This window comes from Streptomyces sp. NPDC040545 (assembly GCF_055595065.1).
In genome coordinates, this window is sequence record NZ_JBVIWA010000001.1 from 405,947 (window position 1) to 429,589 (window position 23,643).

Here is a 23,643-nt window from a genome sequence, read left to right on the forward strand (position 1 = left end):
TGGGGGGGGGTGGGGGGGGGGGGGGGCGGGGGGGGGGGGGGGGGAGGGGGGGGGGGGGGGGGGGGGTTTGGGGGGGGGGGGGGGGGGGGGGGGGGGGGGGGGCCCCCCCCCCCCGGGGCCGCGGCTCCGGACCCCGCACCCAGGTCGCGGGCCGGCCGGAAGCGGGGAGGGGGAGTGAGCTACGGCACACCTGCCGTATGGTTTAGGCGATCCCGGTGCTCGTGGTGATCAACCGGTTCGCAGGGCAGTGCGCACGGAATGGACAGGAGGCGGCCCTTGACCGTCGACGACCCTACGTCCAGCGCGTCCGCCGGTGGCGGCTCCGCGTCCGGCCCGGGCACCCCGATCGGCCGTGACCAGCACACTCCGCATCACGAGGTCGATCACACGGCCCAGCCGACGGCGGATCCGCTGGCCATCCGGCTGGAGCAGCTGATCCTCGGTGCCGAGCGCCGGTACACGCCCTTCCAGGCCGCCCGGAGCGCGGGCGTGTCCATGGAGCTGGCCTCGCGCTTCTGGCGGGCCATGGGCTTCGCCGACATCGGGCAGGCCCGGGCGCTCACCGAGGCCGACGTGCTGGCCCTGCGCCGGCTGGCCGGTCTGGTGGAGGCCGGGCTGCTGTCCGAGCCGATGGCCGTGCAGGTGGCACGGTCCACCGGGCAGACCACGGCCCGGCTGGCGGAGTGGCAGATCGACTCGTTCCTGGAGGGGCTGACGGAGCCGCCGGAGCCGGGCATGACCCGTACGGAGGTCACGTACCCCCTGGTGGAGCTGCTGCTCCCCGAGCTGGAGGAGTTCCTCGTCTACGTGTGGCGGCGCCAGCTGGCGGCCGCGACCGGGCGCGTGGTGCAGGTGGCCGACGACGACGAGATGGTCGACCGGCGGCTCGCGGTGGGCTTCGCCGACCTGGTGGGCTTCACGCGCCTGACGCGGCGGCTGGAGGAGGAGGAGCTCGGCGAGCTGGTCGAGTCCTTCGAGACGACCGCGGCAGACCTGGTGGCCGCGCACGGCGGCCGGCTGATCAAGACCCTCGGTGACGAGGTGCTGTACTGCGCCGACGACGCGGCGACGGCGGCGGAGATCGCGCTGCGGCTGATCGAGACGATGGAGCTCGACGCGCAGATGCCCGAGCTGCGGGTCGGGATCGCCTTCGGCACGGTCACCACCCGGATGGGCGATGTCTTCGGGACCACGGTGAACCTGGCCAGCCGGCTCACGTCCATAGCCCCCAAGGACGCGGTCCTGGTGGACGGGGCGATGGCCGAGGAGCTCTCCCGGACCGGGGCCGCTCCGGTGTCGGAGAAGGAGGCCGAGACGGCCCCCGACGAGGGCGCGTCCTACCGGTTCGCACTGCAGCCGATGTGGCAGCGGCCGGTGCGCGGGCTCGGCGTCGTGGAGCCCTGGTCGCTGACGCGCAGGAAGCCCAAGAACCCCGCCTGACGCGACTGCGGGCCCTGGGGGGTGCCCGTGCCTCCTGCCGACGGGCCGGGGCGCAGCCGAGCCGCGCAGCGGCGCAGCCTTGACCCGGTGGCCTCCCCGCGCACTAGAGTGCGGCGATAACGCTCGTTAACCGGGAGGGTCGCAGGCATGTCTGAGCAGCGCTTCGGAGAGTTCGTCGCGGTACGCCGGGAGGGCGACGGGCACGTCGCGCAGCTGGCGATGGACCGCCCCAAGGCGATGAACGCGGTGTCGACGGAGATGGCCCGGTCGATCGGCGCCGCCTGCGCGGCGCTCGCGGCGGACCCGTCGGTGCGGGTGGTGGTGCTGTCCTCCACGGCGGAGCGGGCCTTCTGCGTCGGCGCGGACCTCAAGGAGCGGAACTCCTTCTCGGACACCGAGCTGGTCCGGCAGCGGCCGACCACGCGGGGCGCGTACGGGGGTGTGCTGGCGCTGCCGATGCCCACGATCGCGGCGGTGCACGGATTCGCGCTGGGCGGCGGCTTCGAGCTGGCCCTGGCCTGCGACGTGATCGTCGCCGACGAGAGCGCGGTGGTGGGCCTGCCCGAGGTGTCGGTGGGCGTGATCCCCGGCGGCGGAGGTACGCAGCTGCTGCCGCGCCGGGTGGGTGCGGCGCGGGCCGCCGAGCTGATCTTCACGGCGCGCCGGGTGGAGGCGGCCGAGGCGCTGTCCCTGGGGCTGGTGGACTCGGTGGTCCCGGCCGGCCAGGACACGGCGGAGGCGCTGGCGCTGGCGTCCCGGATGGCGGCGAACTCCCCGGTGGGTCTGCGGGCGGCCAAGCGGGCGCTGCGGCTGGGGCACGGGATGGACCTGGAGGCCGGTCTGGAGATCGAGGACGCGGCCTGGCGGACGGTGGCCTTCTCGGGCGACCGGGTGGAGGGCGTCGCGGCGTTCAACGAGAAGCGCAAGCCGAACTGGCCGGGGGAGTAGCCACCCGCGCCGCGGTGCCGCCGATCACCCTTGGTGATCTTGGCGGCACCGAAAGTCGCGCCAATTGTCTCCAAATCTGACAAAAGTACCTAGCCTGGGGTGATGGGAGTTGACGGGCGGCTACGAGCCGTGGTGGGACTCGCTCAGGCGATGGCCGCGGCGTGCGCGCCGCGGGACAGCGTGCGGGCGGCCGCGCGGGGGGCGCGCGTGGCGCTCGACGGCTCGTTCGCCGCGATCTCCGCGTGGGAGCGCGAGCGGGGGCGCCTGCGGGTGCTCGTGAACGAGGGCGAGCGGCGGGCGGGCGAGGAGGAATTCCCCGAGGACGAGTCCTACCCCGTGCACGACTTCCCCGAGATCACCGAGTTCCTGCACGAGCTCTGGGTGGGCGGCGGAGGCCCGCACGCCTGGGTCGAGAGCGCGGTCGGCGACCGGCCGGGGCGGCGCGGGGAGGCCCTGCGCCGCCGCGGCCGCGGGACCTGCGTGGTCGCGCCCATCGTGCTGAGCGGCCGCGCCTGGGGCGAGCTGTACGTCGCGCGGGACGAGGGGCTGCCCGACTTCGACGAGGACGACGCCGATTTCGCCACCGTGCTCGCCGCCGTGGTCGCGGCCGGTCTCGCGCAGAACGAGCGGCTGGAGGAGGCCCGGAGGCTCGCCTTCACCGACCCGCTGACCGGGCTCGCGAACCGGCGGGCGGTCGACATGCGGCTCGACGAGGCCCTGGAGGAGCACCGGCGGACCGGGGTGGTCGTCAGCCTCGTCGTCTGCGACCTGAACGGGCTGAAGAAGGTCAACGACACCCTCGGCCACGCCATGGGCGACCGGCTCCTGGAGCGGTTCGGATCGGTCCTGAGCCTGTGCGGGGCGATGCTGCCCGGGTCGCTGGTGGCCCGGCTCGGCGGCGACGAGTTCTGCCTGGTCGGGGTGGGCCCGACGGCGGACGAGATCGTGCGCGTAACCGAGGAGGTGTGCACCCGGGCGGCCGAGCTGGAGCTGGGCGAGGGGGTGGCCTGCGGCGTGGCCTCCACCGGGGACCCGATCGGGCTGGTGAAGTCCTCCCGGAGGCTGTTCCGGCTGGCGGACGCCGCCCAGTACAAGGCGAAGGCCGCGCGCTCGCCGAAGCCCGTCGTGGCGGGCCGGGACACCGCGGTGGTCCGGCTCGCGGACGCCGCCGCCGAGGAGGCTCCCGGGGAGCGGCGCCGCTTCCGCGGCCGGCAGTGACCGGCCGCTCGCGCTACCGGCCCGTAAGGGGTCCATCCGCGTCGCGATCGTGACAATTTCGCCTAGTGACATGAAGCGATTCAATCCGTAGGGTGCTGAATATGGATATGCACACTGTCGTGGTGGGGACGTCCGGGACCACCGCCGAGGACGTCATCGCCGTAGCCCGCGGCAACGCACGCGTCGAGCTCTCCGCGGAGGCGCTCGCCGCCCTCGCCCGGGCCCGCGAGATCGTCGACGCCCTCGCCGCCAAGCCCGAGCCCGTCTACGGGGTGTCCACCGGGTTCGGTGCGCTCGCCTCCCGGCACATCAGCCCCGAGCTGCGTGCCCAGCTCCAGCGCAACATCGTCCGCTCGCACGCCGCCGGCATGGGCCCGCGCGTCGAGCGGGAGGTCGTCCGCGCGCTGATGTTCCTCCGCCTCAAGACCGTCGCCTCCGGTCACACCGGCGTACGCCCCTCCGTGGCGCAGACCATGGCCGACGTGCTCAACGCCGGGATCACCCCCGTCGTCCACGAGTACGGCTCCCTGGGCTGCTCCGGCGACCTCGCGCCGCTGTCCCACTGCGCGCTCGCCCTCATGGGCGAGGGCGACGCCGAGGGCCCGGACGGCACCGTTCGCCCCGCCGGCGAGCTGCTCGCCGAAGCCGGCATCGAGCCCGTCGTGCTCCGCGAGAAGGAGGGCCTCGCCCTCCTCAACGGCACCGACGGCATGCTCGGCATGCTGGTCATGGCCCTCGCCGACCTCGGCAAGCTCTACACCTCCGCCGACATCACCGCCGCCCTCACCCTGGAGGCGCTGCTCGGGACGGAGAAGGTGCTCCAGCCCGAGCTGCACGCCATCCGGCCGCACCCGGGGCAGGGTGCCTCCGCCGCGAACATGGCCGCCGTCCTGAAGGGCTCCGGGCTCGTCCGCCACTACCAGGAGGAGACCGCCCCGCGCGTGCAGGACGCCTACTCCGTGCGCTGCGCCCCGCAGGTCGCCGGCGCCGGCCGCGACACCATGGCGCACGCCGCCCTGGTGGCCTCCCGCGAGCTGGCCGCCGCCGTAGACAACCCGGTGGTGCTGCCCGACGGGCGCGTGGAGTCCAACGGCAACTTCCACGGGGCCCCGGTCGCCTACGTGCTGGACTTCCTCGCCATCGCGGCCGCCGACCTCGGTTCCATCGCCGAGCGCCGCACCGACCGGCTGCTCGACAAGAACCGCTCGCACGGCCTGCCGCCGTTCCTCGCGGACGACGCCGGCGTGGACTCCGGTCTGATGATCGCCCAGTACACGCAGGCCGCCCTGGTCAGCGAGATGAAGCGGCTCGCGGTCCCGGCCTCGGCCGACTCGATCCCCTCCTCCGCCATGCAGGAGGACCACGTCTCGATGGGCTGGTCGGCCGCGCGCAAGCTCCGTACCGCCGTCGACAACCTGACGCGGATCATCGCGATCGAGCTCTACGCGGCCACCCGCGCCATCGAGCTGCGCCACGGCCTGACCCCGGCCCCGGCCAGCCAGGCCGCGATCGCGGCCGCCCGCGCGGCGGGTGTGCAGGGTCCCGGGCCGGACCGTTTCCTCGCCCCCGACCTGGCCGCCGCCGACGAGTTCATCCGTACGGGCGGCCTCCTGGCCGCGGTGGAGCCGGTGACGGGTCCGCTCGCCTGACCCCAGGCCGCGTACGCGGCGAAGGGCCGCCCTGGGATCAGCTCCCGGGCGGCCCTTCGCGCGTCTGCAGTGCGTGTCTGCGGCCCGTGTCTACAGCGCGTGCGAGCGGCGGACCGAGAAGGCCACGAAGCCGGCCCCGACGCCGAGGAAGAGGGTGCCGCCCAGGAGGTAGGGGGTGGTGTCCACGGATCCGGTGTCGGCGAGCAGGGACTGCGGGCGCGCGGCCGGACCGGAGGCCGTTCCCGTGACCGTCCCGGGGGCGTCGGAGCCGTCGGAGCCGGTCACGTCGGCGGCCGCCTGGGCGGCGTTCGCGCCCGCGGGCACGCCGGAACGGGTCTCCTCGGCACCGGCTGAGGTGGCGCCCGCCGAGGGTACGAACCACAAGGCGGCGAGGAGGGTGGTCGCTCCGAGAGCGGTGAGCAGCGGTCGGCGTGCGGACACGGTGCGATCCCCCTTGTGGCAGCAGCGAATTGGCCGTGTGCGGTGATGCTACGGAAAGGGGCGGGTCGTGGGAAAGTCGGGGCTTCCGCGGGCTTACTCTCCGTCGTATGAACGCTTCTGAGACATCACGTTACGTACGACTTCGGGTGGATTTGGTGCTGGAGGTGCCGGACGTCCAGGCACTCACCGGAGCCGCCCTCGACCACATCAAGGCCGACGAGTTCATGCCGGACGAGGAGCGCGGCCACGCCGAGTCCGCCGTCCGCGAGGACGAGTCGGAGGCCCTCGCCTACCTCGTCGACCCCACCGACCTGGTCGCGGACATCCCCGGGGTGGAGCTCGCGCAGGCCTCCTGGAGCAGCGAGCCCGTCGAATACGACCCCGAGTCCATGGAGTGGGACCTGGACGAGGAAGATGGTGACTTCGACGAGGAACCCGACAACGCCTGACCGTGTGGTGGACCACATCCGAACGGAATGTGGAACCGGCCGGTGCCGTTAACGCGTTGTCAGGACCAGGCAGGGGGTCTGCCCCCCTGCCCGGCCAACCCCGGGGACGGCCAGCCTCCGGGGTATCCGGCAACGATGGAGTGGCGTGTGAGGACGGACAGTATGCGGCGGAGAAGGTCCCTGGTGGCCATATCCGCCCTGCTCGGTGGGGTACTGATGCTCACGGCATGCGGCGGCGGGGACGACGCGAAGCCGAAGGGCTCCGAGGCCGGCAAGGCCCAGGCGGACGCCGACGCGGCAGCCGCCAAGGACACCTCCAAGGCCAAAATAACCATCACGCCGAAGGACGGGGCCACGAACGTCGGCCTCAACGACGCGGCCAACGTGGCCGTCGCCGACGGCACCCTCACCCTGGTCGAGCTGAAGACCAGCGAGGGCACGGCAGTGGCCGGCAAGATCGCCGCCGACGGCAAGAGCTGGAAGCCCGACGCCGCGCTGAAGCGCTCCACGAAGTACGCCCTGGCGGCGACCGCCAAGGACGCGGACGGCAAGGAAGCGCACGAGAACGCCTCCTTCACCACCGTCTCCCCGGAGAACAGCTTCGTCGGCTCGTTCATACCGGACGAGGGCCAGACGGTCGGCGTGGGCATGCCGGTCTCGATCACCTTCAACAAGCCGATCCAGGACAAGAAGGCCGTCCAGGCGGCGATCTCGGTCAGCTCCAGCAGCGGCCAGGAAGTCGTCGGCCACTGGTTCGGCACGCAGCGCCTGGACTTCCGCCCGGAGAACTACTGGCAGGCGAACTCCACCGTCACCATGAAGCTGGCGCTGGAGGGCGTCCAGGGCGCTCCCGGCGTCCAGGGCGTCCAGAACAAGACCGTCACTTTCAAGATCGGCCGCAGCCAGGTCTCCGAGGTCGACGTGAAGAGCAAGAAGATGACGGTCACCCGGGACGGCGCGGTCCTCAAGACCATCCCGATCTCGGCGGGCTCCCCGGAGAACCCGACCTACAACGGCCAGATGGTGATCTCCGAGAAGTTCAAGGAGACCCGGATGGACGGCTCCACCGTCGGCTTCAAGGACAGTGAGGGCAAGGGCGAGTACGACATCAAGGACGTCCCGCACGCCATGCGGCTGTCCCAGTCCGGCACCTTCATCCACGGCAACTACTGGGGAGCCGACTCGGTCTTCGGCAGCGCGAACACCAGCCACGGCTGTGTCGGCCTGAACGACGCCAAGGGCGCGGGCGACCCGAACCAGCCCGCCGCGTGGTTCTTCGACAACTCGCTCATCGGCGACGTGGTCAAGGTGGTCAACTCCCCGGACAAGACCATCAAGCCCGACAACGGCCTCAACGGCTGGAACATGGGCTGGGCGGAGTGGAAGGCCGGCTCGGCCGCCTGACCTGGCGACCGCACACCGCGAACGGCGGGGATCCCTCACGGGGTCCCCGCCGTTCGGCGTGAAAACGGCCGGATCCGCCCGCACGTGATCACCTAGGGTCGCCGGTATGACCATTCGCGCGCTGCCGCTTCCCCCCACCGACGCCGAGACGGACGCCTGGATCGCGGTCCTCACCGCCGCCCAGGCCGTCGACCTGCCGCAGGCCCCGCCGCCCGCCCGTACGGAGGTGGCCGGACGGTTGCGCGTGACACCCGCACGCGGCCGCGCCGCGCTCTGGGCGGCGGACGGGGGGACCGGTGTGGCCGCCCTGCTGCTGTTCACGGACGAGGCCAACGCGCACACCGCCTATCTCGACGTGCTCGCCGTACGCCCGGACGCCCGGCGCCGAGGCCTGGGCCGCGCCCTGTGGGAGCAGGTCCGGGCCGAGCTGCTCGCGCAGGGCCGGTCCTCCGTCATGACGCTCGTGGACCTGGGCGGGCCGGGGGAGTGGTTCGCGCGGTCGCTCGGCTTCCAGAACGTCCTGCCCATGGCCTGGTACGAGCAGGACGTGACGCGACAGCCGCAGGCCGCGGCCGGGGCCATGTCCCCGGCGACCGCCGCGATCGCCCCGGGGTACGCACTGCGCGCCTGGCACGGCCTGGTGCCGCAGGCCTGGGCCGGGCCGCTGGCCACGGCCCACGCGGCGATGGAGGACGCGCCCACGGGCGACATCGACGAGAAGACCGAGACCTGGACGCCGGAGAAGCTCCACGCCGCGCACCGGCTGATCCTGGAGCGTGGCGGCGAGATCACCACCGTCGCTGCGGTCACCGCCGCGGGCGAGGTGGCCGCGTACACCGAACTGGTCCTGCCCGACCCGGCCGGCCCGCGCGCCCTCCAGTACGACACCGTGGTCGCCCCCGCCCACCGGGGCAACGGCCTGGGCCGCGCGGTCAAGCTGCACATGCTGGAGCTGGCCCGCCGCCGCTACCCCGCCCTGCGCCGGATCGCCACCACGGTGGCGGACGAGAACACTCCGATGCGCGCGGTGAACGAGAGCCTGGGCTACCGCCTCGACCGCCCCGCCGCCTACTTCCAGCTCAGCCTCTAGGCCGTCTCTTCCGGATCCTGCCGGGCCCGGCCCGCCCGGCACGGCACCTCATCCCCCAGACTCCGTCCGGGGGGACCCCCAGGTTGTCGGGGCACTCGAGTACGTCCAGTACACGAGGGCCCTCCGCCTTGCGATGCACCGCACCGGACGACCCGGGCTCATCCGGCAAGATCCGGAAGAGACGGCCCAGCCGCCGGGTTCCGCGCCCCGGCCCCCTCCGACGGGGCCGACCACGACGCCAGCAGACGCAGGGCGTCCGCCGACGGGGAGCCGGGCGCGGCATGGAAGGTGACTAGCGACTGCGCCGGGTCGTCCGGGAGCTTCAGCGTCTCGAAGGACAGCCGCAGCTCACCCACGATCGGGTGCCGCAGCAGCTTCTCCCCGTGCGTCTTGTCCGCCACCGTGTGCGCCGCCCACAGCCGACGGAACTCCTCGTTCTTCACCGACAGCTCCCCGACCAGTGCCGACAGCTGCTCGTCGTCGGGGTGCTGGCCCGCGTACATCCGCAGGTTGCTCACCACCTCGCACGCGCGGCACTCCCACTCCCCGTACAGCTCCGCCGTCGCCGGGTCCAGGAACACCAGCCGCACCAGGTTCCGCTCGGCGGCCGGCAGCGCCCCGAAGTCCCCGAAGACCGCGGCCGCCAGCCGGTTCCAGCCGATGACGTCCTGCCGGTGCCCCACCAGGTACGCCGGTACGCCGTCCATCGCGTCCATCAGCGTGCGCAGCTCCGGGCGCACCTGCTGCGGGCGCCGGCTGTGGCGGCGCCGGTGCGCCTTAGGCCGCGCCAGGTCCATCAGGTGCGCACGCTCGCTCCCGTCCAGGCGCAGGGCCCGCGCGAGCGCGTCCAGGACCTCCACCGACACGTTGTGCCCGTCGCGCTGCTCCAGCCGCGTGTAGTACGCGACCGACACCCCCGCCAGCTGCGCCAGTTCCTCCCGGCGCAGCCCGGGCACGCGCCGGTGGCGCCCGTGGTCGGGCAGACCCACGTCCTCGGGGCGCAGCCGTGCCCGGCGGGAGCGGAGGAACTCGCCGAGGCAGGCTCGCTGATCAAGCTGGTCCATCCCGTCAGTATCCCCGGGCGGCGGACCCCGGGGCAGGCGTCAGCCTGACCCCGCCAGGAGTAGGTTCACCGGGCGTAGGCAGGACAGGGGGATGGCTGCCCACCGGACGAACCGGCAGCGTGGGGACCACCGCAGATGGCACGACCCCGTTCGAGGAGCACACCCCCATGTCCGTCACCCAGGCCACCCACGACGCCCAGGCCACCCAGGGCGCGCAGCCCGTCCGGGGCACGCAGGTCGCCGCGTACGCCGCCCCCGCCGCCAAGGCCCCGCTGGAGCGCACCACGATCACGCGCCGCCCCGTCGGCGCGCACGACGTCCTCATCGACATCAAGTACTCCGGCATCTGCCACTCCGACATCCACCAGGTGCGCGACGGCTGGGGCGAGGGCATCTACCCGATGGTCCCCGGCCACGAGATCGCCGGTGTCGTCTCCGAGGTCGGCCCGGCCGTCACTCGGTTCTCCGTCGGGGACCGGGTGGGCGTCGGCTGCTTCGTCGACTCCTGCCGCCGTTGCGAGTACTGCCTGCGCGGCCAGGAGCAGTACTGCTCCGAGGGCATGACCGGCACGTACAACGCCCTCGACCGCAGCGGCGAGCCCACCTACGGCGGCTACTCCACCCACCTCGTCGTCGACGAGAAGTACACCGTCCGCATCCCCGACGGCTTCGGCCTGGACGTCGCCGCCCCGCTGCTGTGCGCCGGGATCACCCTCTACTCCCCGCTCAGGCACTGGCAGGCGGGCCCCGGCAAGAAGGTCGCGATCGTCGGCCTCGGCGGCCTCGGCCACATCGGCGTGAAGATCGCGCACGCGCTCGGCGCGGAGGTCACCGTCCTGTCGCAGACCCTGCGCAAGAAGGAGGACGGCCTGAAGCTGGGCGCCTCCCACTTCTACGCCACCAGCGACGAGGCCACTTTCGAGGAACTGGCCGGCCGCTTCGACCTGATCCTGTCCACCGTCTCCGCGCCGCTCGGCCTGGACGCCTACCTGGGCCTGCTGAAGGTCGACGGCGCGCTGGTGAACGTCGGCGCCCCGGAGGAGCCCGTCGCACTCGACCTCTTCTCCGTCATCGGCGGCCGCAAGACCCTCGCCGGATCGATGATCGGCGGGATCGCCGAGACCCAGGAGATGCTGGACTTCTGCGCCGAGCACGGACTGGGCTCGGAGATCGAGCTGATCACCGCGGAGCAGATCAACGAGGCGTACGAGCGGGTGCTGGCGAGCGACGTGCGCTACCGCTTCGTGATCGACGCGTCGACGATCTGACCCGGGAGGGGGAGCGGGAGCCGGAGCGGGGCGGGAGCCGGACCGGCGGCCGGCGGCGGTGTCACACGTTCTTCATGCCGCGTGCATGGCCTCCACGGCGCACGGCCGCGGATGATCTCCACACACCGACCGCCGCCCGCGACCGCGCAGGAGTCCGCCATGCCCACCCGCCGTCACTTCCTCGCCGGATCGGCGGCGGCCGCCGCCGGTCTCGCGACCCTGCCCCAACTGGCCGCCCCCGCAGCGGCGTCCGCCGCCGGGAGCGCGGCGCCGCCGCCCCACCTGGTGGTGATCCTGGCCGACGACCTCGGCTACGGCGACCTGGGCGCGTACGGCCAGAAGCTGATCACCACCCCGCACATCGACCGGCTCGCCGCCGAGGGCCTGCGCTTCACCGACGCCTACTCCGCGGCCGCCGTCTGCGCCCCGTCGCGCGCCGCACTCCTCACCGGCCTGCACACCGGCCACGCCGCCGTCCGCGCCAACCCGGCCGCCGGCGGCCAGGGCAGCCTCGCCGCCGGGGACACCACCTTCGCCGAAGTGCTGCGCGCGCGGGGCTACCGTACGGGCCTGTTCGGCAAGTGGGGCTTCGGGCCGGAGGCCGCGGACCAGCCCAGCCACCCGGGCGCGCGGGGCTTCGAGGAGTTCTACGGATACATCGACCACAGCCACGCCCACCAGTACCGCCCCGCGTACCTGTGGCACAACGACACCAAGGAGACGCTCCCCGAGGGCACCTACGCCCCCGACGTGATCGCGGCGCGCGCCCTCGACTTCATCGACACCCACGCGGCCGGACCCGACCCGTTCCTGCTCCTCCTCGCCCCCAACCTCCCGCACGCACCCAGCGAGATCCCCGACGTCGGCGCCTACGCCGCGCGGTCGTGGACCCAGGCGAACAAGGCCCACGCGGCCCAGATCAGCCTCCTCGACGCGCAGGTCGGCGCCGTCGTGGACCGGCTGCGCGCACGCGGGATCGCGGAGCGGACCGTGGTCCTGGTGGCCTCCGACAACGGCCCGCACGAGGAGGGCGGGGTCGACCCCGACCTGTTCGACGCCAACGGCCCGCTGCGCGGCTACAAGCGCAACCTCTACGAGGGCGGCGTCCGGGTCCCGCTGATCGCCTGGTCCCCGGGCCGCATCGCCCCCGGCACCACCAGCGCCCGGCCCACCCCCCTGTACGACGTGCTGCCCACCCTCGCCGAGCTCGCCGCGGCACCCGCCCCCACCGACATCGACGGCCTCTCCGCCGCCCCGGTCCTGGGCGGGGCGGCCGCCCTGGCCCCCCTCCACGGCCACCTCTACTGGTACCGGGACGAGCAGGGCGTCACCTCCCGGGCGAACGGCCAGGACGGTGGCCGGGCCAAGCAGGTCGCCGAAGCCATCCGCAAGGACCGGTGGAAGGCCGTACGGTTCGCCCCCGGGCGGGACCGCACGGTCGCCGACTCCGCGTGGGCGTTCGAGCTCTACGACCTGGCCGCCGACCCCGGCGAGAAGAACGACGTGGCGGCCGGGAACCCCTCGGTGGTCGCCTCGCTGACCACCCTGCTGCGCGCCTCGTGGACCGACACCTACGTACGCCGCCCGTGGGGCCTGACCGCGGTGGCCGACCCGTCGGCCTCGACGCTCACCACCACCGTCTCGAACGGCAGCGCCCGCCCCTGGCCCGACGTACGCGTCACCCTCCCGCTCCCGTCCGGCTGGACGGCCACACCCACCGGCCCGGAGGCCACGGCCTCCCTCGCCCCGGGCCAGGCCCTGACCACGACCTGGCGGGTGGCCGCGCCCTCGACCTTCCCGGCCGTGCTCGTCCCGCAGGCGACCACGTCCTCGTCCTTGCGTTTCACGGCGGCGACGCGCTTCACCCCGCTCCCGGCGCCGCCCACCCGGGACAGCCACCTCAGCGACCTCCCGTGGGTCTCGGCCGCCAACGGCTGGGGCCCGGTGGAGATCGACCGCTCCAACGGCAAGCAGGCGGCGGGCGACGGCACACCGATCGCCTTCGGCGGCGTGACCTACGCCAAGGGCCTCGGCGTCCACGCCCCCTCGGAGATCGTCTACCACCTGGGCGGGCGCGCGTCCCGGTTCACGGCCCTCGTCGGCATCGACGACTTCTCCACGAAGCAGTCGCCGGCCGGCGCCACCCGCGCCGTCGTCCGCGCCGACGGCCGGACCCTGCTGACCACCGCCACCCTGACCGGAGCCACCGGCCCCACGGCCATCGACCTCGACGTGACCGGCGTCCGCCTCCTCCACCTGCTGGTCGAGGACGCGAACGCCCGCTCCTCCTTCGACCACACCTCCTGGGCCCGCCCCTACGTGACGGTCGTCTGACCCGCCCGGACCGGCCTCAGCAGCCCTGGGTCACGCCCCGGGCGCCTTGGCCACGCCGATCGGGCAGGACACGCCCGTGCCGCCGACGCCGCAGTAGCCGCCCGGGTTCTTGTCCAGGTACTGCTGGTGGTGCGCCTCCGCCGGCCAGAAGGGCCGCTCCGCGGCGGGCAGCACCGCCGTGGTGATCGGGCCGTAGCCCGAGGAGGCCAGGACCTGCTGGTAGGCCGTCCGGGAGGCCTCCGCCGTCGCCTGCTGGTCGGGGGAGTGGGTGTAGACCGCCGAGCGGTACTGGGTGCCGACGTCGTTGCCCTGGCGGAAGCCCTGGGTGGGGTCGTGGGACTCCCAGAACAGCTTCAGCAGCGCGGCGTAGGAGACCTGGGACGGGTCGAAGACCACGCGCACCACCTCGGTGTGGCCGGTCAGACCCGAGCAGACCTCCTCGTAGGTCGGATTCTCGGTGAAGCCGCCCTGGTAGCCGGCCAGCGTGGTCCACACCCCGGGGGTCTGCCAGAACTTGCGCTCCGCACCCCAGAAACAGCCCAGACCGAAGTCGGCGACCTCCAGGTGCGCGGGGTAGGGGCCCGACAGCGGGCTGCCCAGCACGGTGTGCCGGTCGGGCACGGCGAACAGCGGCTCCGCGCGGCCCGTCAGGGCCTCCTCGCGGGTGGGGAGCTCGGGCGTACGGCGGTACGAGAACATGGATTCCCTCCTTGTGGGAGTGACAACGTGCGGAGGGCGGGCCGGGATTCCCCGACCCGCCCTCCGCCGCCGGCTCACAGGCCCGGCGTGACCTCGCGTACCGCGTAGTCCCGGGCATACACGTAGCGGGACTTCGGCCAGTAGTACCAGGGCATCGCCCCGATGTGTCCGTCGATGTGGCGGAACTGCTCGACCGCCTCCGCGTCCCGGTCCTGCCAGAACAGGAACCACGCGAGCAGATGCCGCAGCCGGATCGACCGCCAGTCGTCCGGGTCGGCCGCCGCCAGGTCGACGAGGGCGGCCTCCACCGCCGCGATGACCTCCGGCTCCTTGAAGAAGGTCTCCGGCTTGAGCTCCGACTCGTGCATCTCCTGCTCGACGTACGCCACGAGCGACAGCAGGGACAGCAGCTCACCCGGCTCGGCGGAGGCGGCGGCCTCGCGGGCGAACGAGAGCGCCAGCTCGTGCGAGCCGCGCCACTTCTGGCACCAGTACTGCAGGGCGTTCGTGTGGGCCGACAGCCCCTTCGGGTCACGCTTGACGATCTGCGACCACAGCTGCTGGTACTCCTCGTGCGAGTAGCCCAGGCCCTGGCTGATGGACTGCTCCACCATGTACGGAACCGGGTCCGCCGGGTCCGCGAGCCGCTGGGCCTCGCGCGCCTGCTCCTGCGCCTTGAGCAGCAGCTCGCGGAAGATCCGGAACTGCTCCTGGGTGGTGTGGCTGGCCCGCGCGGAGCCCCGTACGTTCCATGCCACCAGGACGCCCGTGTCCGCGTTCACCAGCGCCGCGGACGGGTCCGTCGGCCTGGCCGCGCGCCAGGCCAGCAGCCAGGCGTCGTCCTCGGCCGCCAGGCCGGACAGCGGACGCAGGCGCTGCCAGCGCTCCTCCCAGTCCTGTCCGGCCGCGTCGAGATAGGCCGCGCCCGCCTCCCAGTCGCCGGCCTTGACCTTCGCGAGGACGGCGGTCCGCTCGGGCGGCACGGGCAGCACGTTGTCCGTGTCGAGGTCGGCCTCGGGTACGAAGCCCAGCGCGACGACCGCGGCGGCCTGCTGCGCCTTGCGCTCCGCCTTGAGGGCGGCGGTCTCGGCGTTCGTGGCCTCCGTCCGGCCCTCGATGACGGCTATCTCCGCCTCCAGCCGCTTCGCCTTGCGGATGTAGTAGACGCCGCGCAGAACCTTGAACGCGCCGAACAGCAGCATGGCGCCCAGTACGTACAGGCCGATCACGGGGCAAGCACCAGCTTCCGCAGGGGTTCGGTGTCGGGCAGGTCGGCGACGGCCGCGTCCAGGGCCGCGCCCAGGCGGTCCCCGAAGCCGTCGGCCGGGTAGCTCAGGGAGGCCGAGTCGGACCACGACAGCTGCCAGCGGGCGGCGCCGCGGGCCGTCAGCTCGACGGTGACCAGCTGGTTCAGGGCGCGCCGGACGACCGGGCGGGCGAACTCGCGGGCCGTACGGCCGGTGGCGGCCTCCGCCTCCTCCGACTTCGGGAAACGGTCGGCGATGCGCCAGCGCACCGCCGGGTCGGCGTCGAACGCGTCCAGCACGGCGTCGAGCCCGGGACCCGCGCCCTCGGCGGCGAAGGCCTCACGGATGTCCTCCGCGCCCTGGCCGACGTACACGGTCATGGACTCGTGGACGAGGTCCTCCCAGTCGACCCGCTTGAGCGCGAGCGCCTCCGGGGTGAGGACGACCTGCTCCAGTGCGGCCAGCGCCGCGTCGGCGTCGGCCAGCAGCTCCAGGGCCGGCCGGGCGGCCTGCCCGGAGCGGCCGTCGTCGGGCAGGGCCTCGATGCGGGCCACGCGCTCGGCGAGCGCGGGGTGGGAGTCGTAGGGGGAGGTGGGCTCGGTCGACAGTTCCTGGCGCAGCTCGTCCAGGTCGGCCGAGCGTGCGTCCAGGAGCCGGCGCAGGCCGCCGAAGACCTCGCCCGGGCGGGGCAGCAGACCGGCGCCGACACCGAGGGTGGCGTAGGAGCCCATGTAGAAGTCGTGCGCCGAGTCGAGGACGTTCAGCTCGCGCAGCGCGGACGCCGCGGAGTCGCGGCCGGCGACCCGGACCGAGGCGAGGTCGGCGGCGAGCTCCTGGCGGCGGGAGGTGGAGCGGGTGGCGCGCATGTAGAAGTTGCCGTACGCGATGTAGATCTTGGCCATGGCGCGGTACATCGCGCCCTCGCCCGCGGTGTCGACGCCCTTGGCCTTCTTGCCCTTGGCGATCCGCTTCTCGTCCTTGCGCTCCTGCTTCGCGCGCTCCTTGGCCACCTTCTTGTCGGCACGGTCGTGGAAGTAGCCGATGGTGCGGATCAGCTGGGCGCGGCCGCGGGCGATCAGCGGGGTGAGACGCGTGTCGAAGTTGGCGTAGTGGCCCATCTCGTGGGCGAGCACGGCGCGCAGCTGCATCTCGTCCAGGCCCGTCATCAGCGGCAGGCCGAGGTAGAGGCGGCGGGTGCCGGGCCGCAGGCCCAGCAGCTTGGCGTCCTCGCCGACGGCCGCGTTCACCTCGTCGATCAGCACGATCTCGTCGGGGGCGCGGGTGCCGACCTGCTGCGCGATGTCACGCACGACCGCCCACAGCTCGGGCTCCTGCGCCTCGCTGACCGTGACACCGGCCGGGGGCTCGCCCTGGGGGGTGCGCAGCATGAACATGCCGCGCACGATCGGGACGGTGAGGACCACGGACACGAGGACCAGCTTGGCCACGATCGGGCCGTGCAGGGTCGTGACGACGGCGTAGTCGATGCCGCCGAGCGCGGCGAGCAGGAACACGCCGAGCAGGTAGAAGCCTGCGAGCAGGACGAGAGCGCGCAAGGCGCGCAGTGAAGCGCCCATATGGACAGATCCCCCCACGGGAACGAAAAAGAATGGGTGGCAGGGCAGAAGGCCACGGCCACCGCCGCATCATGCGGCCTGTGATTACTTACAGCAACTTTATTCCCCAAGGATCCCCGCGGGGCGGCCGGGGCGGCCGGGGTGGCCGGGGTGGCCGAACCGGGCCGGACGCCCTGGGCCGGACGCACCGGGCCGGACCACCGCTCCGCCGGCCAAGACCGTGGATCCGCCGACCGGCCCGGAGGGCTACCGTGCCAGGGTCGCCGGCGAACCGCCGTTCGCCTCGTACCCCGCCACCGCCATCGCCCGGTACACCGCGTACGCCGCGGCCGGGTCGTCCGCCTCCGACCACGGCAGCGCGCCCACGTACCCGTCCACGTGCCGCACCTGCTCCATCGCCTCCGCCCAACGCTCCATGCAGACCAGGAACATCAGCAGCATGTGCCGTACGTGCACCACCATCGGGTCGTCCTCCCGCGCCGTGTGCACCGCGTACAGCGCGCCCTCCACCGCCCGCGTGACGACCGCGCCCCGGTAGAAGCTCGGGCTCAGCACGATGTCCGGCTGGTTCTCGCGCAGCGCGAACATCGGCAGGGCCGCCAGCAGCGAGCCCTGCGGGGCGCGCGCCGCGGCCGCGTGCGCGAAGGTGTCGGCCTTCTCCCGCGAGCCGTGCCACTTCTCGCCCCAGTAGTGCAGCGCGGCGAGATGGGCGCCCATGTGCTCAGGGGCCCGGTCGACGACCTTCGCCCACAGCTCGTCGAACTCCGCCTCCGGGTACGCCAGTCCCCGCGCGATCGCCAGCTCCGTGATGTACGGGACCGGGTCCCCCGGAGCCAGCAGCGCGGCCCTGCGGCACGCGTCCCGGGCCTCCTCCAGGATGATCCGGTGGTCCTCGGAACCGACCCCGCCCGAGTGCCGCCACGCCTGCTGCACCAGCAGCTCCGCGTGCACCTGCGCGCCGCCCGGGTCCTTCTCCGCCTCCAGCCGCCACGCCTTCAGCCACTGCGCGCCCGTCCCGGGCTGCGCCATCAGTTCCAGGGCCGCGGCCCCGCCGAAGGCCTGCACGCGCTGCCAGCGCCGCTCGCCCTCCCGCGGGGTTCCGGCGAGCAGCTGCGAGGCCGCCTGCCACCGGCCGGTGAGCCGTACGTTGTCGAGGGCGTCCATCAGGTCCTGGTCGGGCCCGGGGATGCGGATCTCGAGCTCTTCCTGCCGGTCGAATCCGTAGTTCGCCGGGTCTGCGGCGTCGGGGCTGCCCGGCGCGACCAGGCGGATACCACCGCGCCGGCGCCGTATGTACGGACCGAGAATGAACACGATCATGAGCATCGCGAACACCAACCACAGAATCTCCATGCCTCCAGCGAACCAGACCGAGGGGGGAGCAGGCCAATAGGGGGGCGGGCGCCGGGCGGGCATAGCATCGGACCATGAGCGACGACAGCCACGAGCACCAGAGCTTCGAGACCCGCGCGATCCACGCGGGCAACACGGCGGACCCGCTGACCGGCGCGGTCGTGCCCCCGATCTACCAGGTTTCCACCTACAAGCAGGACGGCGTCGGAGGGCTGCGCGGCGGCTACGAGTACAGCCGCAGCGCCAACCCGACCCGGACCGCGCTGGAGGAGAACCTCGCGGCCCTGGAGGGCGGCCGTCGCGGCCTCGCCTTCGCGTCCGGACTCGCCGCCGAGGACTGCCTGCTGCGTACGCTGCTCGCCCCGGGCGACCACGTGGTCATCCCGAACGACGCGTACGGCGGCACCTTCCGCCTCTTCGCGAAGGTCGTCTCCCGCTGGGGCGTGGAGTGGTCGGTGGCCGACACCTCCGACCCCGAGTCGGTACGGGCGGCCCTCACCCCGAAGACGAAGGTCATCTGGGTCGAGACCCCCTCCAACCCGCTGCTCGGCATCACCGACATCGCCGTGGTCGCCGGCATCGCGCGCTCGGCCGGCGCCAAGTTGGTCGTGGACAACACCTTCGCCTCGCCGTACCTCCAGCAGCCCCTGGCGCTGGGCGCGGACGTGGTCGTGCACTCGCTGACCAAGTACATGGGCGGGCACTCCGACGTGGTCGGCGGCGCGCTGGTCACCGCGGACGCGGCGCTGGGCGAGGAGCTGGCCTACCACCAGAACGCGATGGGCGCGGTGGCCGGTCCGTTCGACTCCTGGGTCGTGCTGCGGGGCATCAAGACCCTGGCCGTGCGCATGGACCGGCACGCGGAGAACGCGGGCAAGATCGTCGAGCTGCTCAAGCGCCACCCGAAGGTCACCAACGTCCTGTACCCGGGCCTGCCCGAGCACCCGGGCCACGAGGTCGCGGCCAAGCAGATGCGCAACTTCGGCGGCATGATCTCCTTCCAGGTCGCCGGCGGCGAGGAAGAGGCCGTCGCGGTCTGCGGCCGCACCAAGATCTTCACCCTGGCCGAGTCCCTGGGCGGCGTCGAGTCCCTGATCGAGCACCCGGGCCGCATGACGCACGCGTCGGTGGCCGGCTCGGCGCTGGAGGTCCCGGCGGACCTGATCCGCCTGTCGGTCGGCATCGAGAACGCCGACGACCTCGTGGCGGACCTCACGCAGGCCCTGGGCTAGCCCACTCCCCCCCCGCCGGGCCCACCCGGGCCCGGCGGCCCCCGGCCATTCCGGCTCCGCCGGGCAACTCCCGGGCCCGGCCCTTACGGCTGCGCCGGGCAATTCCAGCCCGCCGGGCCAACTCCAGCCTCGCCGGCGTCTGAGGCGCGGGTCTGGGGCGGAGCCCCAGGAAACCCGGCTCCGCCGGGCACCGGGCTCCGCCCGGACCCTCCCCCGGCTACCGCTGGGAGGTGCCCCCTGCTCAAACGCCGGCGAGGCCGAATGTGGCCCGGCGGAGCCGGAATGGGCTCCGCCCGGGCTACCAGCCCTGCAGGGGTGGGGAGATGCCGCTCGGGGGGGTGGTCCAGGGGTGGGTCAGGGAGGCCCACACCGCGAAGGCCACCGCCGCGGCGAAGAGCACGGCCCAGCCGAACCTGCGCAGCGCCCGCCGCCGCCGCAGCAGGCGGTCGCCCCGGGCCGCGGCGCCCGCCGCGAGCCCCGTCGGCACCGGCGGGTACGGGCCGTCCAGGAGCCGTCTGACCTGCGCTTCCTTCCGGTCGGGGAGTCCGTTCACGCCGCCTCCCGGTTCCGCAGCGCCTCCACGGCCCGGTTGCACAGCACCCGCACCCGCTCCACCGGCATCCCGAGCTGCGCCGCCGTGACCTCCTCCGCGACCCCTTCGTAGAGCCGCAGGACCAGGACGATCCGCTCCGGCGGGCTCAGCCGTGCCAGTACACCGGCGCCGCCGTGATGGCGCCAGCCGGTCCGGGCGAAGGCCGCGCAGAGCTCCTGGCGGGTGAAGTCGTACGGATCGTCCCCGCGCAGGCGCCGCCAGTTCGCGTACGTACGGGCCAGGGCGCCCGTCAGCAGCCGCCGGGCCGACTCCGGTTCACCGGTCAGCAGGAGCGCGACATGCAGGAGACGCCCGGCCGCGCCCGCGACGAAGGCTTCGAACTCCGCGTAGGAGCCCGCCTGTTGATCAACCACCCGCATAGTCCACATAGTGCGGGCAGCGGGGCCGCCCCGGTCAAGAGGACGGACGGACTCCGCTCAGGAGGCGGGACCGGCTTCGGCCACGGCCGCCATGAGCTCCGACAGCGACAGGTTGAAGCGCGTCAGCAGACCGGTGAAGGATTCCCGCTCGCCCTCGCTCCAGCCCTCCGTCACCCGGGCCATCAGCTCGCGCCGCGAGGAGCGGACCTCCTCCAGCCGGGCCAGCCCCCGCGGGGACAGCGCGAGCACCACGGCCCGCCCGTCCTCGGGGTGCGAGGTCCGCTTGACCAGACCGCTGTCGACCAGCGGCGCGACCTGCCGGGTCACCGTGGAGGAGTCGATCCCCATGCCGCCGGCGAGCGCCTTCACGCCCATCGGGCCTTCCAGGTCGAGCCGGTTCAGCAGCAGGTAGGCGGCGCGGTCCATCGAGTTGCGGGCCTGGCCCACACCGCCCAGACGGGTCTGCTCGGCGCGGCGGGCGAAGACCGCCACCTGGTGCTGGAGCGCGTCGAGGAGACCGGCTCCGGCGGGCGCGTCGGGCGCCGCGGGCAGATCGGAATTGGCCGGGGTGGAAGGCATGGCCATGGGCTCTCTTCGCGTGGGTCCGACAAGGATGGGGGACAGAGTACGCGGCCGTGCGGCGGCTCGTACGCCTCGTACGAGAACTGATGCGGCCGGTTCGGGCCCCTGCCCCGCACGTGTCCCGGATGGCGAGATATCGCCCCTCGCGCAGGCCCTCGCGCAGGCCCTCGCGCAGGCGCTCCCGCGGCCCCTCCCGCGGCCCGGAGCCGGCTCCCGCCCGGGCTGCGAGACTGGCGGCATGAACTACCGCGTGCCCCAGCCCGTCCCCCAGGTCATCCTCGACGACGTCCGGGGGGCCCAGAAGATGCTGTCCGGCGTCTCGCGGGTCACCGCCATGGAGGGCAGCCGGCACCTCTCCGCACTCACCGGCTCCCCGGTCCACCTCAAGTGCGAGAACCTCCAGCGCACCGGCTCCTTCAAGCTCCGAGGCGCCTACGTACGCATCGCCGGCCTGCGCCCCGAGCAGCGGGCCGCCGGTGTCGTCGCCGCGAGCGCGGGCAACCACGCGCAGGGAGTGGCGCTGGCCTCCTCCCTCCTCGGGGTCCGCTCGACCGTGTTCATGCCGGTCGGGGCGCCGCTGCCGAAGGTGGCCGCGACCCAGGAGTACGGCGCCGACGTGCGGTTGCACGGGCAGGTCGTCGACGAGACCTTCCTGGCCGCCCAGGAGTACGCGGACCGCACCGGCGCGGTGTTCATCCACCCCTTCGACCACCGCGACATCATCGCGGGCCAGGGCACGGTCGGCCTGGAGATCCTGGAGCAGTGCCCGGAGGTGCGGACCATCCTCGTCGGGATCGGCGGCGGCGGTCTCGCGGCCGGTGTCGCGGTCGCCGTGAAGGCGCTGCGGCCGGACGTGCGGGTCATCGGGGTACAGGCGGCCGGCGCGGCCGCGTACCCGCCCTCGCTCAAGGCCGGACATCCGATCTCGATCGACGAACCGATCACGATGGCCGACGGGATCAAGGTCGGCCGCCCCGGAGACGTCCCCTTCAAAATCATCGGCGAGCTCGTCGACGACGTGCGTACGGTCTCCGAGGACGCCCTCTCCAGCGCCCTGCTGCTCTGCCTGGAGCGGGCCAAGCTGGTGGTCGAACCGGCCGGGTGCAGCACGGTCGCGGCCCTGCTCAGCGAGCCCGAACTGTACGGCGGCGGCCCGGTGGTGGCCGTCCTGTCCGGCGGGAACGTCGATCCGCTGCTGCTCCAGCGGATCCTGCGCCACGGCATGGCGGCGGCGGGCCGGTACCTGTCCCTGCGGCTGCGCGTGGCCGACCGGCCGGGCGCCCTGGCCGGGCTCCTGGCGGTGTTGTCAGTGGTGGATGCGAACGTGTTGGACGTGAGCCATGTGCGGACGGACCCGCGCCTGGGGCTCACGGAGGTGGAGGTGGAGCTGCACCTGGAGACGAAGGGCCCGCAGCACTGCACGGAAGTCGCGCGTTCCCTGCACGGCGCGGGATACAAGGTGATGAGCTAGGCGATGCCGTGGGGGCGTCCTCGGCCGGCGCCGGACATCCCCCGTTCGGCCGAGCAGGACCTGCCCGGCACTCATAGGATTTGCGTAGAAATGCCCTGAATATCCTGATTCTACTGGCCCGATTCACTGGGAGAATCCATATGCCAGGCGCTATCTACGCCGAAGGTCTGGTCAAGACCTTCGGCGATGTACGGGCTCTCGACGGCGTGGACCTCGATGTCCCCGAAGGCACCGTCCTGGGTCTGCTCGGCCCGAACGGCGCGGGCAAGACCACGACCGTACGTGTCCTGACCACCCTCCTGCGGCCCGACAGCGGCAAGGCCGTCGTCGCCGGCATCGACGTACTGCGGCATCCCAACGAAGTCCGCCGCGCCATCGGCCTGTCCGGCCAGTTCGCGGCCGTCGACGAGTACCTGACCGGCCGCGAGAACCTCCAGATGGTCGGCCAGCTCTACCAGATGAAGGCCAAGGCGGCCAAAGCCCGGGCCGCCGAACTCCTCGAACGCTTCAACCTCTCCGACGCCGCCGACCGCACGGCCAAGACGTACTCCGGCGGCATGCGCCGGCGCCTGGACCTCGCCGCCGCCCTCGTCGTCAGCCCGCCCGTGATGTTCATGGACGAGCCGACCACCGGACTCGACCCCCGCAACCGCCAGCAGCTGTGGGGCATCATCCAGGAACTGGTCGCAGGCGGCACCACCCTGCTCCTCACCACCCAGTACCTGGAGGAGGCCGACCACCTCGCGCACGACATCTGCGTGGTCGACCACGGCAAGGTCATCGCCCGCGGCACCTCCGACCAGCTCAAGGCCCGTACCGGCGGCGAGCGCGTCGAGGTCGTCGTCCACGAACGGCAGCACATCACCACCGCGCGCGAGGTGCTCGCCGGCTTCGGCAAGGGCGAGACCACGGTCGAGGAACACACCCGCAAACTGACCGTGCCCGTGTCGGGCGGCGCCAAGCTGCTCGCCGAGGTCATCCGCGAACTCGACGGCCGGGGCATCGAGATCGACGACATAGGCCTGCGCCGCCCCACCCTCGACGACGTGTTCATCTCCCTGACCGGGCACGCCGCCGAACGGGCCGCGGAGGAGAACGAGAACGGCGACGCGCCGGCCGCTCCCGCGGCCAAGGACCGCAAGACGGCTCGCAAGGAGGTGGCGAAGTGACCCTCACCTCCCCGGACCCGGGCGCCTCCCCGAACC

21 protein-coding genes are annotated in these 23,643 nt (G+C 73.1%); 12 read left to right on the forward strand and 9 right to left on the reverse strand.

What is annotated here, in order from left to right:
- Positions 1-276: 276 nt before the first annotated feature.
- The 4 genes from ACZ573_RS01995 (at position 277) to hutH (ending at position 5,255) form a co-directional block, all read left to right on the forward strand.
- On the forward strand, positions 277-1,440 hold the full coding sequence (locus ACZ573_RS01995) for an adenylate/guanylate cyclase domain-containing protein (protein WP_301367019.1): 1,164 nt from the start codon (positions 277-279) through the stop codon (positions 1,438-1,440).
- 147 nt (positions 1,441-1,587) lie between these two features.
- Positions 1,588-2,388, forward strand: coding sequence for an enoyl-CoA hydratase/isomerase family protein (locus ACZ573_RS02000; RefSeq protein ID WP_471297756.1), 801 nt, complete (start codon positions 1,588-1,590; stop codon positions 2,386-2,388).
- A 102-nt stretch (positions 2,389-2,490) separates the two neighbouring features.
- Positions 2,491-3,606: a GGDEF domain-containing protein gene (locus ACZ573_RS02005; RefSeq protein ID WP_301367017.1), complete on the forward strand. Its 1,116-nt coding sequence runs from the start codon at positions 2,491-2,493 to the stop codon at positions 3,604-3,606.
- Between the two features lie 107 nt (positions 3,607-3,713).
- Positions 3,714-5,255, forward strand: coding sequence for a histidine ammonia-lyase (gene hutH, locus ACZ573_RS02010; RefSeq protein WP_471299013.1), 1,542 nt, complete (start codon positions 3,714-3,716; stop codon positions 5,253-5,255).
- A 90-nt stretch (positions 5,256-5,345) separates the two neighbouring features.
- On the opposite strand, the gene ACZ573_RS02015 is transcribed toward hutH, so the two are convergent.
- Complete coding sequence (locus tag ACZ573_RS02015) at positions 5,346-5,696, reverse strand: hypothetical protein (protein WP_471297758.1); 351 nt, start codon at positions 5,694-5,696, stop codon at positions 5,346-5,348.
- A gap of 107 nt (positions 5,697-5,803) precedes the next feature.
- On the opposite strand from ACZ573_RS02015, the gene ACZ573_RS02020 reads away from it, so the two are divergent.
- From ACZ573_RS02020 to ACZ573_RS02030, 3 genes are all read left to right on the forward strand, one after another.
- Positions 5,804-6,145: a hypothetical protein gene (locus ACZ573_RS02020; RefSeq protein ID WP_382542457.1), complete on the forward strand. Its 342-nt coding sequence runs from the start codon at positions 5,804-5,806 to the stop codon at positions 6,143-6,145.
- 135 nt (positions 6,146-6,280) lie between these two features.
- The gene (locus tag ACZ573_RS02025) at positions 6,281-7,549 is read left to right on the forward strand and encodes a L,D-transpeptidase (protein WP_471297761.1); all 1,269 of its coding nucleotides are present in this window, start codon (positions 6,281-6,283) and stop codon (positions 7,547-7,549) included.
- 106 nt (positions 7,550-7,655) lie between these two features.
- Positions 7,656-8,639: a GNAT family N-acetyltransferase gene (locus ACZ573_RS02030; RefSeq protein WP_471297764.1), complete on the forward strand. Its 984-nt coding sequence runs from the start codon at positions 7,656-7,658 to the stop codon at positions 8,637-8,639.
- A gap of 158 nt (positions 8,640-8,797) precedes the next feature.
- Here the strand turns inward: ACZ573_RS02030 and ACZ573_RS02035 are convergent, their stop codons facing one another.
- Positions 8,798-9,703: a helix-turn-helix transcriptional regulator gene (locus ACZ573_RS02035; RefSeq protein ID WP_471297766.1), complete on the reverse strand. Its 906-nt coding sequence runs from the start codon at positions 9,701-9,703 to the stop codon at positions 8,798-8,800.
- Positions 9,704-9,870: 167 nt separating this feature from the next.
- Between ACZ573_RS02035 and ACZ573_RS02040 the strand changes: the two genes are divergently transcribed.
- Both ACZ573_RS02040 and ACZ573_RS02045 read left to right on the forward strand, forming a co-directional pair.
- A complete protein-coding gene (locus tag ACZ573_RS02040) occupies positions 9,871-10,971 on the forward strand; it encodes an NAD(P)-dependent alcohol dehydrogenase (RefSeq protein WP_471297769.1) in 1,101 nt (366 codons plus the stop codon).
- Positions 10,972-11,130: 159 nt separating this feature from the next.
- Positions 11,131-13,305: a sulfatase-like hydrolase/transferase gene (locus ACZ573_RS02045; protein ID WP_471297772.1), complete on the forward strand. Its 2,175-nt coding sequence runs from the start codon at positions 11,131-11,133 to the stop codon at positions 13,303-13,305.
- Between the two features lie 30 nt (positions 13,306-13,335).
- On the opposite strand, the gene msrA is transcribed toward ACZ573_RS02045, so the two are convergent.
- From msrA to ACZ573_RS02065, 4 genes are all read right to left on the reverse strand, one after another.
- Complete coding sequence (gene msrA / locus ACZ573_RS02050) at positions 13,336-14,004, reverse strand: peptide-methionine (S)-S-oxide reductase MsrA (RefSeq protein ID WP_471297775.1); 669 nt, start codon at positions 14,002-14,004, stop codon at positions 13,336-13,338.
- A gap of 74 nt (positions 14,005-14,078) precedes the next feature.
- On the reverse strand, positions 14,079-15,233 hold the full coding sequence (locus tag ACZ573_RS02055) for a hypothetical protein (protein WP_471297778.1): 1,155 nt from the start codon (positions 15,231-15,233) through the stop codon (positions 14,079-14,081).
- On the reverse strand, positions 15,230-16,828 hold the full coding sequence (locus ACZ573_RS02060; protein ID WP_471297781.1) for a M48 family metallopeptidase: 1,599 nt from the start codon (positions 16,826-16,828) through the stop codon (positions 15,230-15,232). The genes ACZ573_RS02055 and ACZ573_RS02060 overlap by 4 nt, the downstream gene beginning before the upstream one ends.
- A 246-nt stretch (positions 16,829-17,074) precedes the next feature.
- Entirely contained in the window at positions 17,075-18,181 is a 1,107-nt protein-coding gene (locus ACZ573_RS02065; protein WP_471297783.1) for a hypothetical protein, read from the reverse strand.
- A 74-nt stretch (positions 18,182-18,255) separates the two neighbouring features.
- Between ACZ573_RS02065 and ACZ573_RS02070 the strand changes: the two genes are divergently transcribed.
- Entirely contained in the window at positions 18,256-19,413 is a 1,158-nt protein-coding gene (locus ACZ573_RS02070; RefSeq protein ID WP_390799253.1) for a cystathionine gamma-synthase, read from the forward strand.
- A 298-nt stretch (positions 19,414-19,711) separates the two neighbouring features.
- Here ACZ573_RS02070 and ACZ573_RS02075 read toward each other — a convergent pair whose 3' ends face one another.
- The 3 genes from ACZ573_RS02075 to ACZ573_RS02085 are packed head-to-tail and all read right to left on the reverse strand — an operon-like array spanning position 19,712 to position 20,964.
- Positions 19,712-19,966, reverse strand: coding sequence for a hypothetical protein (locus ACZ573_RS02075; RefSeq protein WP_471297786.1), 255 nt, complete (start codon positions 19,964-19,966; stop codon positions 19,712-19,714).
- The gene (locus ACZ573_RS02080; RefSeq protein WP_471297789.1) at positions 19,963-20,385 is read right to left on the reverse strand and encodes a sigma factor-like helix-turn-helix DNA-binding protein; all 423 of its coding nucleotides are present in this window, start codon (positions 20,383-20,385) and stop codon (positions 19,963-19,965) included. The genes ACZ573_RS02075 and ACZ573_RS02080 overlap by 4 nt, the downstream gene beginning before the upstream one ends.
- Positions 20,386-20,442: 57 nt before the next feature.
- A complete protein-coding gene (locus tag ACZ573_RS02085; RefSeq protein WP_030009956.1) occupies positions 20,443-20,964 on the reverse strand; it encodes a MarR family winged helix-turn-helix transcriptional regulator in 522 nt (173 codons plus the stop codon).
- A 241-nt stretch (positions 20,965-21,205) separates the two neighbouring features.
- Between ACZ573_RS02085 and ilvA the strand changes: the two genes are divergently transcribed.
- Entirely contained in the window at positions 21,206-22,438 is a 1,233-nt protein-coding gene (gene ilvA / locus ACZ573_RS02090; protein ID WP_471297792.1) for a threonine ammonia-lyase, read from the forward strand.
- A 140-nt stretch (positions 22,439-22,578) separates the two neighbouring features.
- Entirely contained in the window at positions 22,579-23,607 is a 1,029-nt protein-coding gene (locus tag ACZ573_RS02095) for an ATP-binding cassette domain-containing protein (RefSeq protein ID WP_471297795.1), read from the forward strand.
- The last annotated feature ends 36 nt before the right edge of the window (positions 23,608-23,643 follow it).